Consider the following 16,059-nt stretch of genomic DNA (forward strand, 5'->3'; position numbering starts at 1 on the left):
TTCGCTTCACGCGCGGGCGCGCTGGCCGAAGAGGATGTTCTGCGCTTCCTTGTCCGTGGCGAGGTTTTGGCGCTCGCGTTCTTCCTTGCCGATGTCGATGCCGCGACGCACGGCCGGGCGCGCCTTCATCGTCTCGAACCAGCGCTTGAGGTTGGGAAACTCGTTGATGTCCTGGCCCTGGCGCTCATAGCCCATGGTCCAGCCGATGCTGGCGATATCCGCGATCGAATAGTCGCCGGCAAGGAAATCGCGGTCGGCCAGCCGCTTGTTCATGACGCCGTAGAGGCGATTGACCTCATTGGTATAGCGATCGATGGCATAAGGCACCTTTTCGGGCGCGTAGATGCGGAAATGGTTGGCTTGTCCGGCCATGGGGCCGAGCCCGCCCATCTGCCAGAACAACCATTGCTCGACCTCAACGCGCTGGCGCTCGTCGGTCGGGTACAGCTTGCCGAACTTGCGGCCGAGATATTGCAGGATGGCGCCAGACTCGAAAACCGAGATCGGCTTGCCGCCGGGTCCCTCCGGATCGATGATCGCGGGCATGCGGTTGTTGGGCGAGATCTTCAGGAAAGACGGCTCGAACTGCTCGCCGCGACCGATGTTCACATATTTGATGACATACGGAACGCCCAGTTCCTCGAGCATGATGGTGATTTTCCAGCCATTGGGGGTCGGCCAGTAATAGAGTTCGATCGGCTGGGTCTGGATGGTCATGCACTCTCTCCTTTTTTCGGACGCATTCCGCAGATAGTCACGCATCGTCCGAACACAAGCAGCCGGATCACAACGCGTCGATTAATAAAATTGAACCTAAGATGAACGGCCATCTCAGCATCCGTTCAGTCGCGTTCAGGCAATCTCCTCAGCATTGAAGGAGAAGCCACCCGATGCTCGCTCGCCGGTTCACCATCGTCTGTCTGTTGATGGCCCTGTTCGGCATGTTCCTGTCGCTGCTCGTTGCTCATGAAGGGCGCTCACGGCACGGCTGGGAAGAGGGAATGGTGCGCTCCTGCGTCTATGAAAGCGGAATGGCGTGCAACCTCATCAGCCGTAACTGAAGCGGCCTAGCAGAGAACCTTGTGACATGAACCACACGACCGGACTTCTTGCGAACACATTGCGCGTGATGCCGCGCGCGCTGCTGCTGCTGGGCCTTCTGGCGGCTCCGGTGCTTGCCGTTCCCGCCGCCCGCGGCGCAAGCAGCACGACCATCGAGGCTCCCGCGCCCAAGAAGATGGGCATGGGCTTCGTGATCCTCATGAGCCTGCAGCGGGCCTGATAAAAAAGCTCTGCACGCCTCGCCCGCCCCTCTCCCAAGGGCGAAAGCAAGTCTCTATATTGGGTTATGGAAAAAAGAACCTACCCTGAACCCATCGAAACGATTTCCTGCCCCGAGCCTTATGGGCAGCAAAGCTTTACGGATGCCGGCGAAGCTGTCGCCGCCCTGAAATCCCTTTACGAACGCAACACCGCCTTCCTGCGCAACGCCTTCACGGCCCTGGCCAGGAACGGCGATCCGCAGCGCCGCTATCGCGCCTTCTATCCCGAGGTCAGGGTCACGACCACGTCGCACTCGCTGGTCGATTCCCGGCAGGCTTATGGCCATATGCCGCTGCCGGGCCGCTATTCCACAACCATCACCCATCCCGAACTGTTCGAAAGCTACCTTATCGAACAGTTGCAGCTCATCATGCGCAATCACGGCGTGGAAGTTACGGTGGCGGAATCCTCCACTCCCATTCCGTTACATTTTGCCTTCCTGGAGGGCACGCATGTGGACGGCTCCATCGCGGAACTCATCAAGCGGCCGATCCGCGACGTCTTCGACGTGCCGGACCTCGACGACACCGATGACCATATCGCCAACGGCACCTTCGAGACCCTCGCCGGCGAGCCGAAACCGCTGGCCCCGTTCACCGCGCAACGCATCGATTATTCGCTGCACCGCCTGTCGCATTATACGGCGACCAGCCCCGAGCAGTTCCAGAATTTCGTGTTGTTTACGAACTACCAGTTCTACATCGACGAGTTCTGCCTCTATGCCCGCGAACTCATGGCCAAGGGCGGCGAAGGCTACGAAGCCTTCGTCGAGCCCGGAAATGTCGAGACCAGGGCCGGCGAAACGCGACCTTCCGGCCTGGCCACGACGTTGCGCATGCCGCAGATGCCCGCCTATCACCTGAAGAAGGCGGGACATGCCGGCATCACCATGATCAATATCGGCGTCGGCCCCTCCAACGCCAAGACCATCACCGACCACGTCGCGGTGCTGCGGCCGCATGCCTGGCTGATGCTGGGCCACTGCGCGGGCCTTCGCAACACGCAGGCGCTGGGGGACTATGTGCTGGCGCATGCCTATGTCCGCGAAGACCACGTGCTGGACGACGACCTGCCGGTGTGGATCCCCATCCCGCCGCTCGCCGAAATCCAGGTGGCGCTGGAAGAGGCGGTGGCCGAGGTCACGGGGCTTTCCGGCTACGAACTCAAGCGCATCATGCGCACCGGCACGGTCGCCACCATCGACAACCGCAACTGGGAACTGCGGGACCAGCGTGGGCCCGTGCAGCGCCTGTCGCAGTCGCGCGCCATCGCGCTCGATATGGAATCGGCCACAATCGCCGCCAATGGCTTTCGCTTCCGTGTGCCCTACGGCACGCTGCTGTGCGTTTCCGACAAACCGCTGCATGGCGAGTTGAAGCTGCCGGGCATGGCGACGGAATTCTACAAGCGGCAGGTGTCCCAGCATCTTAGCATCGGCATCCGCGCGATGGAAAAGCTGGCCGAAATGCCCATGGACCGGCTGCATTCGCGCAAATTGAGGAGCTTTTCGGAGACCGCGTTCCAATAATGCGCCCAGTTATTGCGCCGAAAGACTTGAAATCCCGACCGGCCGCCTGATCTCTTCTGGCGGTCGGTTTTCATAGATCGGGCATCTTGAATGGGCCTCATTCCTGTCGGTAAGAACGTGGCATGAACAGGACTCCGCTCCACGATATCGGCTCATTGGCGCTGCTGGCCGCACTTCTCCTGTCGCTGCCGCTGGTTGCGGGCTTCTTCGGGACACTGCATCCGGCCCTAGACTCGCTGGCGCATTTCCGCATGCATCTCGCCGTTCTGATGGTGATCGCGGGGCTGGTGCTTCTGGCAAGGCGGTTTTGGCTCAATGGCATCGTCACCGTCGCCTTCGGCGTTGCCGCACTGGCGACGGTCAACAGTTTCATGCCTATCCTCGGACCCGGCAGGGTTCACGCCAGCCTGCAGCCCGACGAGACCGAACAGCCCGTCTACAAGCTGCTGCAGATCAATCTGCGCTACAACAATCCCGAGCCCAACAAGGTGCTTTCGCTGATCGGTCGCATCCGACCCGATGTCGTGACGCTGGACGAGGTCTCGGAAATGTGGGCCGACAAGCTTGCGCTGCTGTCGTCGGCCTATCCCCACAGCATCCAGTGCCCCTACCCGAACGGCGTTTTCGGCGTTGCGATCCTCTCGACACGACCGTTTGTCGAAGGCAGGGAAGGCAGATGTCATGAGCGTGGTTCGTTTGCCGTCGCTCCCGTCGATTTCGGTGGCCGCGCGGTCGATGTGGCCGCACTCCATCTCGGCTGGCCCTGGCCGTTCCATCAGGCCGGGCAGATCGAAACGCTCGCCGATCCGCTGGGAGGGCTCGGGGCGACCGCCCTGCTCGCCGGCGACTTCAACGCCACGCCATGGAGCGCCGCCGTGGCACGGGTGGCGAAGCTCGGAGGGCTGACGCTCGTGCCATCGGCAGGCCCCACCTGGCAATGGCACGGATTGCCCGAATTCCTGCGCTTCAGCGGCCTGCCGATCGACCACGTCCTGCACAAGGGCAATGTGATTGCGATCTCCGCTCACACGCTCGGCGAGGTCGGCTCGGATCACCTGCCGGTTCTGGTCGAGTTTGCGCTGAAAGCCGCCGCTTTCGAGCCGCAGGAAGAAGGGGAAACGTCTCTGGCGGAGCTGGAGCACGATCGCTACAGATAGGGATGGGTTTTCGGCATAGACCATGCCTCGAAAACAACCGCTTGGCGCACCACGGCATTTCCGAAAGTCATCGCGCTCCAAATGCCGGCAATCATCAAGCCGGCTGAAGCATGGAAGGCAATGGTGGCGGCATCCAGGGACACCGCCACGATGCAATTCTTCAGTGACTGGTCAACAGAGCGACGAGACCGTCGACATTGCCATGATACTGATGCTCCTTGGCGTCGAACTGACGCTGGCGGGCTTCGTAGTCCGTATAGACAGCCTTGACGCGGCGGCGCACGTCGTTCTGCGACTTCGCGCAATCCGGATCGTTGTCGTTGGCGACGCCGACGACGGCTGCCTGAGCGGCATTCACCATTTCCTTGGCGATACGCCCATGCGTCTCTTCATGCGTGCGCACGCCGGACATGAACTTGGTCCAACGTGTCTGAAGGTCGGCCGGAACGGCATTTGCCAGGCGCGGATAGCGATAGGTGATGGTCAAAACCGCATTGGCGCTTCTGAGCCGGCAGGCACTGGCACCCTTTTCCCAATCGAGGTTCCATCGCACGTCGTACCGGGTCGCGGCCATGGCGCGCGCCAGCAGGCCGTGCTTGGGACCGCTACGCTGCATGGTTTTCATAATTTCCGCACCGTTACGTCCGGCTACAGCATAGGTCTCGGTCCTTACCACGACCTTGCTGTTGCCCGCATGGGCAACACTCGTCAGGCCACAGACAAGGGCAAACAGGGGGATTCCGACTGCGCGCATTGACACCTCCAGGGGGATGGGATGCCAAAGAAGCACATTAAGTTTCGTATTTCAACAATTCCTTAAATACAGTCGGGCCGATCAGGGAAAATCCTTACATGTTCGGGTAGACCGGCCCCTCACCGCCCTGCGGCGGAACCCAATTGATGTTCTGGTTGGGGTCCTTGATGTCGCAAGTCTTGCAGTGGACGCAGTTCTGCGCGTTGATGACGAAACGCACGTCCTTCGCCGAAGGATCGGCCGCAGCATTGCCGTCGGCATCCACCCATTCATAGACGCCGGCCGGGCAATAGCGGGTCGAAGGACCGGCATAGATGTCGTGCTCCGAGCGCTTCTGCAGGTCCATGTCAGCCACGACCAGGTGAACCGGTTCGTTCTCCTCATGGTTGGTGTTCGACAGGAACACCGAGGACAAGCGGTCGAAGGTCAGCACGCCATCGGGCTTCGGATAGTCGATCTTCGTGTATTTGGAGGCCGGCTCCAGCGACGCGGCGTCGGTCTTGCCGTGCTTCAGCGTCCCGAAGGGCGAGAAGCCGAACAGGCTGTTGCACCACATATCCAGCCCGCCGAGGCCGACGCCAACCAGCGTGCCGAACCTCGACCACAGCGGCTTGACGTTGCGGACCTTTTTCAGATCCTTGCCGATCGCGCTGGCCCGCCATTCGTTCTCGTAACCGATGATCTCGTCATGGCTGCGGCCATCGGCGATGGCGCTGGCGACATGCTCCGCCGCCTGCATGCCCGACAGCACAGCGTTGTGCGAGCCCTTGATACGCGGCACGTTGACGAAACCGGCCGAACAACCCACCAGCGCACCGCCCGGAAAGGTCAGTTTCGGCACGGACTGCCAGCCGCCTTCGGTGATGGCGCGGGCGCCGTAGGAAATACGCTTGCCGCCTTCGAAGGTGCCGCGGATCGCGGGATGCGTCTTGAAGCGCTGGAACTCCTCGAAGGGCGAAAGATAAGGGTTCTTGTAGTTCAGGTGGACGACGAAGCCGACCGCCACCAGATTGTCCTCGAGGTGGTAAAGGAACGAGCCGCCGCCGGTCTTCATGTCGAGCGGCCAGCCGAAGGAGTGCTGCACCAGGCCCGGCTTGTGCTTCTCCGGCGCGACCTGCCAGAGCTCCTTGAGGCCGATGCCGAACTTGCCCGGCTCGCGGCCGTCGTCCAGCTTGTACTTTGCGATCAGCTTCTTGGCGAGCGAACCGCGCACGCCCTCGCCGATCAGCACATATTTGCCCAGCAGCGCCATGCCCGGCGCGTAGTTGGGGCCATGCGAGCCGTCGCGCTCGACACCCATGTCGCCGGTCACGACGCCGGTGACTGCGCCCTGGTCGTCATAGATGAGATCGACGGCCGCGAAGCCCGGATAGATCTCGACGCCCAGCGCCTCGGCGTGTCCGGCCAGCCAGCGGCAGACATTGCCGAGCGAAACGATGTAATTGCCGTGATTGTTCATCAGCGGCGGCATGAAGGCATTGGGCAGGCGCATCGACCCGGCAGGCCCGAGCACGAGGAAATGGTCGTCGGTCACCGGCGTCTTGAACGGATGCTCGCTCTCCTCGCGCCAATCAGGCAGCAGGCGATCTATGCCGATGGGATCGACCACGGCGCCGGACAGGATATGCGCTCCCACCTCGGCGCCCTTTTCCAGCACGACAACGGAAAGCTCTGGATTGATCTGTTTCAGCCGTATCGCGGCGGACAGGCCAGCCGGCCCCGCGCCGACGATGACCACGTCGAATTCCATGCTTTCGCGTTCAATCTCACTCATCAAGTCCTCCGCACTGGCTTGGCCCGGTCAGGCATCCTGCTGGCTCCGCGCTCCCATAGCGCATCCGAAAGCGACGCGAAACCGCGCAACTGACATATTGCGGAGTTTGCAACACCATATCATTTACCGCCGCGCAAGCTACTCAGCATTGACGTAAACGTCAATTAAATGTGGCAAGCCTGCGGCAATACATCCGTGGGCCACGATTCCTATTTTCGGTGCATTTTCCTGGATTTCCGATCGCCCGTTTCTGAGGCATACTGCCCTGATGCGGCAGATGGAGCTTTCGGGGTCTGTATCGGCGCATTTCGGCTCGGCATGCCGCCTGGCATTGCTGTGGATCGGCTGCCTGTCCGCTATGGTCGCGACCTCCCCTCCCGCTGCAACGCAGGGCGTGACATCGGACGAAGGCCCGTGGCTTGCCGGGGCCTATTCCTTCTCCGACGAGCTTGGCGGCTTTCGCATCCGCTCAGCAACGGGCAAAGGCACCAAGGCCGATCCCATCGTCATTGGCGAGGAACTGTATTCGGCAAGTCCGGTGACACTGGTGATGCGTGCGACAAAGCCCGTCCGCGCCTTCGACTTCTCCGGCGAATATGCCAATGGCTTCCTTTACATGCGCCTGCGGGTGATGAACGCCAGTGAACTGGGCTGGGTGGAATTCGAGTTCGAGCTACAGGAAATACTGGGGGAACCGAGCCTGTTCGGCGACGGCCTGTCCTTCGACCAGCGGCGTGGCGATGCCGAAGCGATCTCGTCCGACAGCTTCACGCATTTCGACCGCGACTTCGAGCCTTACGACCGGCTGCTGTTCACGAACGGCAAGATCGACCCGCGCCGGATCGGCACATTCGGCTTCCTGATCACCGATTACACGCCGAACCGCACATTTTATCTGGTACAGAACCCGCGCATCCCATCGACCTGACTTGCTTTCGCCGCACGCGCGGAAGATTGTAGGGCATGACCTCCATCATGAGACATGGACAGCCGGACCCGCGCGAGTTGCTGGCCTTCTACGCCGACGCCGGCGCCGACGAGGCGCTCGCGGAAGAGCCGGTGAACCGCTTTGCGCAGGCCGCCGCCCCGACCCGAGCGCCGGAAACCGCGTCGCGCCAGCCTTCCGACGCTGCTCAATCAACGCCGGCGCGCGCGGCGACCCCTGCGCCGCGCCCGGCAGCACCGGCGGCTGTTCCCGACGAGGCTCAGGCGGCGCTCGCGCGCGAGCTTGCGGCTCAGGCAGGCACGCTGGAAGAACTGCGCCGGCAGATGGCCGCTTTCGATGGCTGCAACCTGAAATTCACCGCCAAGAACCTCGTCTTCGCCGACGGCAACCCGGAGGCGGAGGTGATGCTGGTGGGCGAAGCTCCGGGCCGTGACGAGGATCTGGAAGGGCTGCCTTTCGTCGGCCGCTCCGGGCAATTGCTGGATCGCATGCTGGCGGCGATCGGGCTTGACCGGAAATCGGCTTACATCGCCAATGTCATACCGTGGCGTCCGCCCGGCAACCGCACGCCCACCCCGCATGAAACGGAAATCTGCCGCCCTTTCATCGAGCGCCAGATCGAGCTGGCCAATCCGAAGGTGCTGGTGACGCTCGGCGGGCCGTCCGCCAAGCTGCTGCTGAACACCACCGATGGCATTTTGCGCCTTCGTGGCAACTGGCGGACGCATCAGACGAAAGCCGGCGTGACCATACCGGCGATGCCGACGCTGCACCCAGCCTATCTGCTGAGAAATCCCGCCCACAAGAAGCTTGCATGGCGGGATTTTCTCGAGATCAAGGCCAGGCTCGCGCAGTTGGGATAGCGCCCTCAGGCGGCCTGCGCGGTTGCGCGGCGCAGGCCGATGAATTGCAGTTCCGCGAACAGCGCGACGGCAACCGCCTGCACCACGACGAATGCAACGCCAAGGGCATTGGGCGATACGAGCCCTGAAACCAGCAGGCCCAGACTTGCTGCGACCCAAAGCGCGTTGATGCCGATGATGTCGATGAGCGCCAGCCGCGCCACGGCTTGCCGCCTGGCCGTTATCAGCAGGAACGCGACGAAAGGCACCAGCACGACGCCGGCCCAGAAGAGCAAGTCCTGCGGCAACCCCAGCAGCGGCGCAAGCAAGGGCGCGCCAACAATCGCCAGAAGAGCGGTTGCGCCGCTCGCCACCGCGTCCAGCAGGAGTGCGTTACGCAGGAATGGTGTGACGGAAACGTTCATGGGTTTTCTCCTTGGATTCGGCCGCATCGGCATTCAAGCACCGAGCGAATCCAAGCCTGTCAGGTGAAAGAGCATCCGGCGATTACGTGACAGGTAATAGAATTGGCGCAACCGATCGCCTAACGTGGTCGCATGAACACGCAGCCGCATTCCGCCGGAACACTCATTCGCGAATGGCGCACGCGCCGACGCATGAGCCAACTCGACCTCGCGGCCGAGGCCGCAATTTCACAACGCCATCTGAGCTTCGTTGAAAGCGGACGTACCGCACCGTCGCGAGAGATGGTGCTGCATCTGTCCGAGCAACTCGATATTCCGCTTCGCCAGCGCAACCGTATTTTGCTGGCGGCCGGCTACGCGCCCATCTTCAGCGAAAGAAAGCTCGACGACCCCACGCTGGCTCCGGCCATGACGGCCGTGGAAATGGTGCTGAAAGGCCATGAGCCTTTTCCCGCCATCGCCGTGGATCATCACTGGAACCTTGTCGCGGCCAACAGCGCCATCGGCCCGCTGCTGGAAGACGTCGCGGATGCCTCCCTGCTCGCGCCACCGATCAATGTGCTGCGGCTCAGCTTGCATCCGCAAGGGCTCGCCCCGCGCATCGTCAACCTGCACGAATGGCGCACCCATCTCATCGAAAGGCTCAGACGGCAGATCGACGCCTCGGGCGACACAGTGCTGGCCGATCTCGAACGCGAGTTGCTTTCCTATCCGGGGGCAGTGCCGACCTCGCGCATGACGCATCCCGATATAGCGGCAATCGCCCACCCACTGCGGCTGAAGATGGGAAAGGAAATCCTGTCCTTCATCGGCACCATAACGGTCTTCGGCACGCCTCTCGACGTGACGCTGTCTGAACTGGCGATCGAATCCTTCTTTCCCGCAGACCCCGAAACGGCGCTGCTCCTGCAAGGAATGGCGGCCAAACAGCAGAACTGAAAACTTCACGGCTTGAATCGGTTTTCGGAGCCAGGTGCCTGTTATGGAATCGAACTGCGCGTGCTCTTCAGCTCTGCGACGGCGCTGTCTGGCGAACCGCCGCCGCATGTTTGAGACCGAGCCGCTGTTCCCGCCAGATGATGAATATGCCCGCGCCCACCACGATGATGCCGCCGACCAGCATATGGATGGTGGGCAGGTCGCCGAAGAAATAGTAGCCGACCGCGATGCTGAGGATCATCGAGCTATATTCGAACGGGGCGACCGTCGAGGCTTCCGCATAGCGATACGCTTCCGTCATCAGCAACTGGCCAAGGCCGCCGCATATGCCGGCCATGACGAGCAAGGCGATCTGCATGGCGCTGAGCGGCACCCAGCCGAACGGATAGGAGATGAGCGACAACAGGGTCGCGGTCAGCGAAAACCACATGACAACGGTGCTGGTACGCTCGGTATGGACGAGGCTGCGCACGAGGATCATGGCAATGGCCGAGAACGCCGCGCCCAGAATGGCGGCCGCCACGCCCAGCGCCTCCTCGTTGCCCATCGCCGCGCCGCTTTCGAACAGGGTCAGCTTCGGCCAGGAGATGATGAGCACCCCCACCAGTCCGATCACCACCGCGCTCCAGCGATAGATGCGGATCGTCTCGCCAAGGAAGATCGAACTGAACACCACCACCAGCAGCGGCTGGGCATAGTTGAGCGTGATCGCCTCCGGCAACGGTAGCCGCGTCAATGCGAAGAAGGTGAGCGCCATGGAGATCACGCCGACCGTGCCACGCGCGACATGGTTCAGCGGGCGCGCGGTATGGAAGGCCGTCCGCAACTCCCTGCGGCACCCCAGGAAAGCGAGGATCAGAAGCATGGCGAAAAAAGAGCGATAGAAGACGATCTGGCCCGCCGGCACATCGCCAGCCGCCTTGATCAAGGACGACATGGTCACGAATACGGCCACCGAAACGATCTTGAAGCTGATGCCGGTAAGCGGCCGGTCAACCCGCGGGCTCGAGCGTTTCATGGCTGCATGGAAGCATTCTGCCGAAGGCGGTTTGAGACAGGATCGGAGTGTTCGGCGCAGGCCGGGCTTGACGCCTCGCCGACCCGGAAACGAAATCTTCCCGTGCAATCAGGGAACGCTGTCGCTGGATTTTTCACTTTGCGGCCAAGGCGTCCCGGATCATTGCCCAAATGCGCGACGGCGTCGCCGGCATCTCGATATGCCCGATGCCGTAGGCGCGGTAAAGAGCGTCTGTGACGGCATTGAGCGTTGCCGGCGTGGAACCGATGGCGCCCGCCTCGCCTGCCCCCTTCATGCCGAGTTCATTGGTGGTGGAGGGCACGTTGCGCGTCTCGAAATGCAGCCACGGCAGGTCGTCGGCGCGCGGCATCGCATAGTCCATGAAGCTTGCGGTCAGAAGCTGCCCATCCTCGGAATAAACCGCCTCTTCCGCGAGCGCCTGGCCGATGCCCTGCACCACGCCGCCATGCACCTGACCGGCAAGCAATATCGGGTTCACCGTCGCGCCGAAGTCGTCCACGATGGTGTAGGCGGCAATTTCCGTTTGTCCGGTTTGCGGGTCGATCTCGATCTCGCAGATATGGGTGCCGTTCGGATATGTGGCCTCGTGCTGCACGAATTCGCCCGACGCCTTGAGGTCGTCGGGCTGTCCGGCCTGCGCGATCTGCGCGAATGTGATGGAACGGTCCGTTCCGACGATCCGCGCGGTGCCGTCGATCAGCTCTATGTCGTGGGACGAGGCCTCGAGCTCGTCCGCCGCGATGCGGCTGATCTTTTCCGCCAGCGCCTCGCCGGCGCGCGCGGCCGAAACGCCGCCGAGCGGGATGGAGCGGGAACCACCGGTGCCGCCGCCCGTGGCGAGGCGATCGGTGTCGCCTTGGACCATCCTGACCTGCGCAACGTCGATGCCGAGCTTTTCGGCGACGAACTGCGCATAGGCCGTCGCATGGCCCTGCCCGTTGGATTGCGTGCCGATCAGCAGCGTCACGCTGCCGTCCTCGTTGAGCTCGACATGCGCCGGCTCCGATCCGGCAAAGGCGCAGGCCTCGATATAGGTGGCCATGCCGATGCCGCGGATCTTCCCTTCCGCCTTCGATCCGGCCAGCCGCCCTTCAAAACCCTTCCAGTCCGCCCGCTTCATGGCAAGGTCCATATGACCGACGAATTCGCCGACATCGTAAAGCCGCCCGGTCTGTGTCCGGTAAGGGAATTGCTCGGGCCTGATGAAATTGCGGCGGCGTATCTCGTCGGGGCCGATGCCGAGATCGCGGGCGCAGGCATCCACCAGCTTCTCGATCAGGAAAGCGGCCTCGGGACGCCCTGCCCCGCGATAGGCATCCACCGGACAGGTGTTGGTGTAAACGCCGGTGACGGTGACATCGAGCGCGTCGATGTCATAGGCGCCCGTAGACATGGTCACGCCAATATAGGGGACGATGGGGCCATACTGCGAGCAATAGGCGCCAAGATTGGCAGTGAGACGGATGCGCAGCCCAAGAAAGCGTCCGTCGCCGTCCATCGCCATCTCGGCGACCACGAAATTGTCGCGGCCCTGCGCATCGGTTAGGAAATGCTCGGTGCGATCCGCCGCCCATTTGACGGGTCGGCCAAGGCGCCGCGCGGCCTCCAGCACCAGCGCATGCTCTCGATAGACGAAGGCCTTCGTCCCGAAGCCTCCACCGACATCGGGCGTCACCACGCGCAACTTCTCCGGCCCCATGCCAAACACCTGCCCGGCGAGGATCGTGCGCATGGAATGCACGCCCTGCGAGCCGCTGGTGAGCTGGAAGCGATCCTCGTCGGCCAGCCATTCGCCGATGGCCGAACGCGGCTCCATGAAATTGCAGACGAGCCGGTTGTTGATGAACTCGATGCGCGTGACGCGCGCGGCCTTTTCGAATGCGGCCTCGGTCTTCACCGCATCGCCCAGTTCGTAGAGAAAGGCGCGGTTGGTTCGCAGTTCCGGCCACACCAGCGGCGTTTCGGGGTCGAGGGCAGTGGCCGTGCTGCCGGCGGCGTCCTCGCTGTCATAATCGACCTCGATCAGCTCGGCAGCGTCCTGCGCCTGTGCGCGCGTATCGGCCACGACGAAGGCCACCGCGTCGCCGACATAATTGACCCGATCGGTGCAGAGAATCGGAATGTCGCGGGTCGGCGCCTGCGATCCATCCGGCTGGCGTTGCATCACACCGGATTTCAGCTTGCCGAGATTTGCCACATCCTCCCCGGTAAGCACCAGATGTACGCCCGGCGCGCTCCTGGCGGCATCTGCTGAAACCGCCCTGATCGAAGCCTTCGCCTGAGGAGACCGCAGCACATAGCCATGCAGCATGCCGGGCAGCGCAATATCGTCGGTGTAGCGGCCACGCCCGGTTATGAAAGCTTCATCTTCAAGGCGCAATACCGATGCGCCCATCCCGAATTTCGGCGTGACGATGGTCATGATTGCCCCGCAAATGTTCGGTAGGGAATGTGGGCCAGATAGGTTCCGCTCGAGTTTTGTCGAGGTCGGGATTGGTGTAAAGAGCGATACCATCACCTTTTGGTGGGCCAGATGCCGCCGCCGGCTGAACGAAAGCGACAGCGCGCTCAACAGGAAAGTCGTCAGGATGCGTACAGATACCGGCCAGGTGTTTCGGCTCGAAGACTATCGGCCGAGCGACTATCTCATTCCTTCGACCGGCCTTACCTTCCGGCTTTCGCCGGACAACACGACAGTCATCACCGAACTGGCCATCGAACGCCGGGATGGCGTGAACGGCACGCCGCCGCTGGAGCTGGATGGCGACGGCCTGGCGCTGCGGCGCATCGAGATCGACGGAAAGCCACTGGAAGAAACCGCCTATGAGGCGACGCCCGATCGGCTTCTCATCCACGAACCGCCACACTCAGGCAGCTTCCACCTGCTGATCGAAACGCAGATCGCGCCCGCGCGCAATGAAGCGCTGATGGGGCTCTACCGCTCCAACGGCGTCTATTGCACGCAATGCGAGGCCGAAGGCTTTCGCCGCATCACCTATTTCCTCGACCGCCCCGACATTCTCTCGGTCTATACGGTGCGCATCGAGGCGCGGCGCGACGAGGCCCCGCTGCTGCTTTCCAACGGCAACCCGCGCGAGCGCGGCGAACTTGCCGACGGCAGACACTATGCCGTCTGGCACGACCCCTTCCCGAAACCCTCCTACCTGTTCGCCCTCGTCGCCGGCGATCTCGGCCGCGTCGGCGACAGTTTCGTCACGGCATCGGGCCGGCAGGTGGAGCTCGGCATCTATGTCGAGCGCGGCAAGGAGCGCCTCGCCGCCTATGCGATGGACGCGCTGAAGCGCTCCATGCGCTGGGACGAGGAGGTGTTCGGCCTCGAATACGATCTTGACGTGTTCAACATCGTGGCGGTGTCGGATTTCAACATGGGGGCCATGGAGAACAAGGGCCTCAACATCTTCAACGACAAATATGTTCTGGCCGACGAGGAAACCGCCACCGACGCTGATTTCGCCAATATCGAGGCGGTGATCGCGCATGAGTACTTTCACAATTGGACAGGAAACAGAATCACTTGCCGCGACTGGTTCCAGCTTTGCCTCAAGGAAGGGCTGACCGTCTTCCGCGACCATGAATTCTCGGCCGACCAGCGGTCGCGCGCGGTCAAGCGCATTGCGGAGGTGCGCACGCTGCGCGCGCATCAGTTTCCGGAGGATCAGGGTCCGCTTGCGCATCCCGTGCGGCCGCGCCGCTATCGCGAGATCAACAACTTCTATACCGCGACCGTCTACGAGAAGGGCTCGGAGGTGGTGCGCATGATCCGCACCATCCTTGGCGCGAAAAAATTCCGCGAGGGAATGAACCTCTATTTCGAGCGCCACGACGGCGACGCCGCCACGGTCGAGGATTTCCTGAAAGTGTTCGAGGACGTGTCAGGCCGCGACCTGTCGCAATTCGCGCTCTGGTATCATCAGGCCGGCACGCCCACTGTCGTCGCCAGCAGCTCGCATGACGCCAGGACCGGCGAGTTCACGCTTGAGATCGAGCAATCGGTGCCACCGACCCCGATGGAAAGCCGCAAGCGGGCGATGCACGTTCCGCTGGCCTTCGGCCTGGTCGGTCCCGATGGAAATGACATCGCCTATACCGCCGCGAACGGCGCCGACGTGGAGGACGGCATCATCCATCTGCACAAGCGCAAGCATATGGTCAAGTTCTCCGGTATCGCGCAGCGGCCGTCGATCTCGCTCAACCGTGGCTTTTCCGCGCCGGTCACGCTTTCGCTGGAGCAGAGCAGCACGGATCGCGCCTTTCTGGCGCGTCACGACAGCGATGCATTCTGTCGCTGGCAGGCATTCAACACGCTGCTGACCGAGACGCTGATCTCGGCGTTCCGCAGCGTTCTCGGTGGCAAGCAGCCGGACTTCGCGCCGGATTTGCCGCAGCTCGCGGGCACGATCGCGGCCGATGAAGAGCTGGAACCTGCCTATCGCGCGCTCACATTGACACTGCCCGGCGAAGCCGACATGGCGCGTGAGATCGGCTCCAACATCGATCCCGATGCCATCCACATGGCCCGCGAGGCGCTGCTGCGCGCCATCGGCGAGGCAAACCGGAATCTTTTCAGCGAGCTCCATGTAAAACTTCGCGTAGATGGCCCCTTCAGCCCGGATGCGGCCAGCGCGGGGCGGCGGGCCTTGCGGAACACGATGCTGGACTATCTCTCGGCTCTGCCGGATGGCGCGGCGCGGGCGGCCGATCATTTCGACACAGCCACCAACATGACCGACCGCATTGCCGCGCTTACCGTGCTTGCCCACCGCCACCGCGCATCGGATAACGCGCGGAACGCGCTGGCGTCCTTCGAAGCGAAATACCGGGGCGATGCGCTGGTCATGGACAAATGGTTCCAGGTGCAGGCCTCCATGCCGGGCGCGCAGGCCGTCGAGGTCGTCCGCGCGCTGATGGAGCACCCATCCTTCTCGATGGCCAACCCGAACCGCGTGCGCTCGCTGGTCGGCACATTCGCCAGCGCCAACCAGACCGGCTTCCACCGGGCGGACGGGGCCGGTTACGACCTGTTCGTCGATGCCGTTCTGGCGGTCGAAAAGCGCAACCCGCAGGTGGCCGCCAGGCTGGCGACGGCGCTGCGCTCATGGCGCTCGCTGGAGCCGGGGCGGCAGGCCAAGGCGCGCGAGGCGCTGCTCAGGATCGGTGCCGCCAAGGGGCTTTCGGCTGACCTGCGCGACATCGTCGAGCGGACGCTGGCCTGAATCTCACAAATTTTACGATTTTTAAGGCTTTTCTCGCCCGCCCTCTGGACAAGGCGAATCACCTTTGATTCCTTATGGATGATTCGGATGTGCGGTGT

The 16,059-nt window shown here is 62.6% G+C and carries 15 protein-coding genes; 8 read left to right on the forward strand and 7 right to left on the reverse strand.

The annotated features are described in order from the left end of the window. Positions 1-6: 6 nt before the first annotated feature. Positions 7-717, reverse strand: a complete 711-nt coding sequence (locus tag C7441_RS05590) for a glutathione S-transferase family protein (RefSeq protein WP_109612040.1) — start codon at positions 715-717, stop codon at positions 7-9. Between the two features lie 173 nt (positions 718-890). Here C7441_RS05590 and C7441_RS23960 point away from each other — a divergent pair, with 173 nt between their 5' ends. The 4 genes from C7441_RS23960 to C7441_RS05605 all read left to right on the forward strand — a co-directional run bounded on the left by C7441_RS23960 (position 891) and on the right by C7441_RS05605 (position 4,008). After that, a complete protein-coding gene (locus tag C7441_RS23960) occupies positions 891-1,061 on the forward strand; it encodes a hypothetical protein (protein ID WP_019172209.1) in 171 nt (56 codons plus the stop codon). A 26-nt stretch (positions 1,062-1,087) separates the two neighbouring features. Continuing rightward, positions 1,088-1,282, forward strand: coding sequence for a hypothetical protein (locus tag C7441_RS05595; RefSeq protein ID WP_019172208.1), 195 nt, complete (start codon positions 1,088-1,090; stop codon positions 1,280-1,282). Positions 1,283-1,348: 66 nt separating this feature from the next. Further along, entirely contained in the window at positions 1,349-2,851 is a 1,503-nt protein-coding gene (locus C7441_RS05600; protein ID WP_019172207.1) for an AMP nucleosidase, read from the forward strand. Positions 2,852-2,973: 122 nt separating this feature from the next. Further along, positions 2,974-4,008 carry an endonuclease/exonuclease/phosphatase family protein gene (locus C7441_RS05605; protein ID WP_109612041.1) on the forward strand — a complete coding sequence of 345 codons (1,035 nt, stop codon included), beginning with the start codon at positions 2,974-2,976 and terminating at the stop codon, positions 4,006-4,008. On the opposite strand, the gene C7441_RS23965 is transcribed toward C7441_RS05605, so the two are convergent. The 3 genes from C7441_RS23965 to C7441_RS05615 form a co-directional block, all read right to left on the reverse strand. Further along, complete coding sequence (locus tag C7441_RS23965; RefSeq protein ID WP_170125022.1) at positions 3,999-4,157, reverse strand: hypothetical protein; 159 nt, start codon at positions 4,155-4,157, stop codon at positions 3,999-4,001. The two genes, C7441_RS05605 and C7441_RS23965, sit on opposite strands and share 10 nt — an antisense overlap. 11 nt (positions 4,158-4,168) lie before the next feature. Beyond that, a complete protein-coding gene (locus C7441_RS05610) occupies positions 4,169-4,762 on the reverse strand; it encodes a DUF922 domain-containing protein (RefSeq protein WP_244916067.1) in 594 nt (197 codons plus the stop codon). A 94-nt stretch (positions 4,763-4,856) separates the two neighbouring features. Next, a complete protein-coding gene (locus C7441_RS05615; protein ID WP_109612043.1) occupies positions 4,857-6,536 on the reverse strand; it encodes an electron transfer flavoprotein-ubiquinone oxidoreductase in 1,680 nt (559 codons plus the stop codon). A gap of 268 nt (positions 6,537-6,804) precedes the next feature. Between C7441_RS05615 and C7441_RS05620 the strand changes: the two genes are divergently transcribed. Beyond that, a complete protein-coding gene (locus C7441_RS05620; protein ID WP_019172203.1) occupies positions 6,805-7,464 on the forward strand; it encodes a hypothetical protein in 660 nt (219 codons plus the stop codon). Positions 7,465-7,499: 35 nt separating this feature from the next. After that, entirely contained in the window at positions 7,500-8,345 is an 846-nt protein-coding gene (locus C7441_RS05625; RefSeq protein ID WP_109612044.1) for a uracil-DNA glycosylase, read from the forward strand. A gap of 5 nt (positions 8,346-8,350) precedes the next feature. Here the strand turns inward: C7441_RS05625 and C7441_RS05630 are convergent, their stop codons facing one another. Then, complete coding sequence (locus C7441_RS05630; protein ID WP_109612045.1) at positions 8,351-8,749, reverse strand: hypothetical protein; 399 nt, start codon at positions 8,747-8,749, stop codon at positions 8,351-8,353. 132 nt (positions 8,750-8,881) lie between these two features. Here C7441_RS05630 and C7441_RS05635 point away from each other — a divergent pair, with 132 nt between their 5' ends. Then, entirely contained in the window at positions 8,882-9,688 is an 807-nt protein-coding gene (locus C7441_RS05635; protein WP_109612046.1) for a helix-turn-helix domain-containing protein, read from the forward strand. A gap of 67 nt (positions 9,689-9,755) precedes the next feature. Here the strand turns inward: C7441_RS05635 and C7441_RS05640 are convergent, their stop codons facing one another. Both C7441_RS05640 and C7441_RS05645 read right to left on the reverse strand, forming a co-directional pair. After that, on the reverse strand, positions 9,756-10,706 hold the full coding sequence (locus tag C7441_RS05640) for a DMT family transporter (RefSeq protein ID WP_109612047.1): 951 nt from the start codon (positions 10,704-10,706) through the stop codon (positions 9,756-9,758). A gap of 133 nt (positions 10,707-10,839) precedes the next feature. Further along, a complete protein-coding gene (locus C7441_RS05645; RefSeq protein ID WP_109612048.1) occupies positions 10,840-13,149 on the reverse strand; it encodes a xanthine dehydrogenase family protein molybdopterin-binding subunit in 2,310 nt (769 codons plus the stop codon). Between the two features lie 166 nt (positions 13,150-13,315). On the opposite strand from C7441_RS05645, the gene pepN reads away from it, so the two are divergent. Next, entirely contained in the window at positions 13,316-15,961 is a 2,646-nt protein-coding gene (pepN, locus tag C7441_RS05650; RefSeq protein WP_109612049.1) for an aminopeptidase N, read from the forward strand. Positions 15,962-16,059 lie beyond the last annotated feature (98 nt).

Source organism: Pseudaminobacter salicylatoxidans, assembly GCF_003148475.1.
GTDB lineage: Bacteria > Pseudomonadota > Alphaproteobacteria > Rhizobiales > Rhizobiaceae > Pseudaminobacter > Pseudaminobacter salicylatoxidans.

Bases quoted from the DNA above. Each gene is read 5' to 3' on its own strand.
- C7441_RS05630 (WP_109612045.1), bottom strand. From the start codon at position 8,749: ATGAACGTTTCCGTCACACCATTCCTGCGTAACGCACTCCTGCTGGAC.
- C7441_RS05635 (WP_109612046.1), top strand. From the start codon at position 8,882: ATGAACACGCAGCCGCATTCCGCCGGAACACTCATTCGCGAATGGCGC.
- C7441_RS23960 (WP_019172209.1), top strand. From the start codon at position 891: ATGCTCGCTCGCCGGTTCACCATCGTCTGTCTGTTGATGGCCCTGTTC.
- C7441_RS05605 (WP_109612041.1), top strand. From the start codon at position 2,974: ATGAACAGGACTCCGCTCCACGATATCGGCTCATTGGCGCTGCTGGCC.
- C7441_RS05620 (WP_019172203.1), top strand. From the start codon at position 6,805: ATGCGGCAGATGGAGCTTTCGGGGTCTGTATCGGCGCATTTCGGCTCG.
- C7441_RS05625 (WP_109612044.1), top strand. From the start codon at position 7,500: ATGACCTCCATCATGAGACATGGACAGCCGGACCCGCGCGAGTTGCTG.
- pepN (WP_109612049.1), top strand. From the start codon at position 13,316: ATGCGTACAGATACCGGCCAGGTGTTTCGGCTCGAAGACTATCGGCCG.
- C7441_RS05645 (WP_109612048.1), bottom strand. From the start codon at position 13,149: ATGACCATCGTCACGCCGAAATTCGGGATGGGCGCATCGGTATTGCGC.
- C7441_RS05610 (WP_244916067.1), bottom strand. From the start codon at position 4,762: ATGCGCGCAGTCGGAATCCCCCTGTTTGCCCTTGTCTGTGGCCTGACG.
- C7441_RS05595 (WP_019172208.1), top strand. From the start codon at position 1,088: ATGAACCACACGACCGGACTTCTTGCGAACACATTGCGCGTGATGCCG.
- C7441_RS05640 (WP_109612047.1), bottom strand. From the start codon at position 10,706: ATGAAACGCTCGAGCCCGCGGGTTGACCGGCCGCTTACCGGCATCAGC.
- C7441_RS05600 (WP_019172207.1), top strand. From the start codon at position 1,349: ATGGAAAAAAGAACCTACCCTGAACCCATCGAAACGATTTCCTGCCCC.
- C7441_RS05590 (WP_109612040.1), bottom strand. From the start codon at position 717: ATGACCATCCAGACCCAGCCGATCGAACTCTATTACTGGCCGACCCCC.
- C7441_RS05615 (WP_109612043.1), bottom strand. From the start codon at position 6,536: ATGAGTGAGATTGAACGCGAAAGCATGGAATTCGACGTGGTCATCGTC.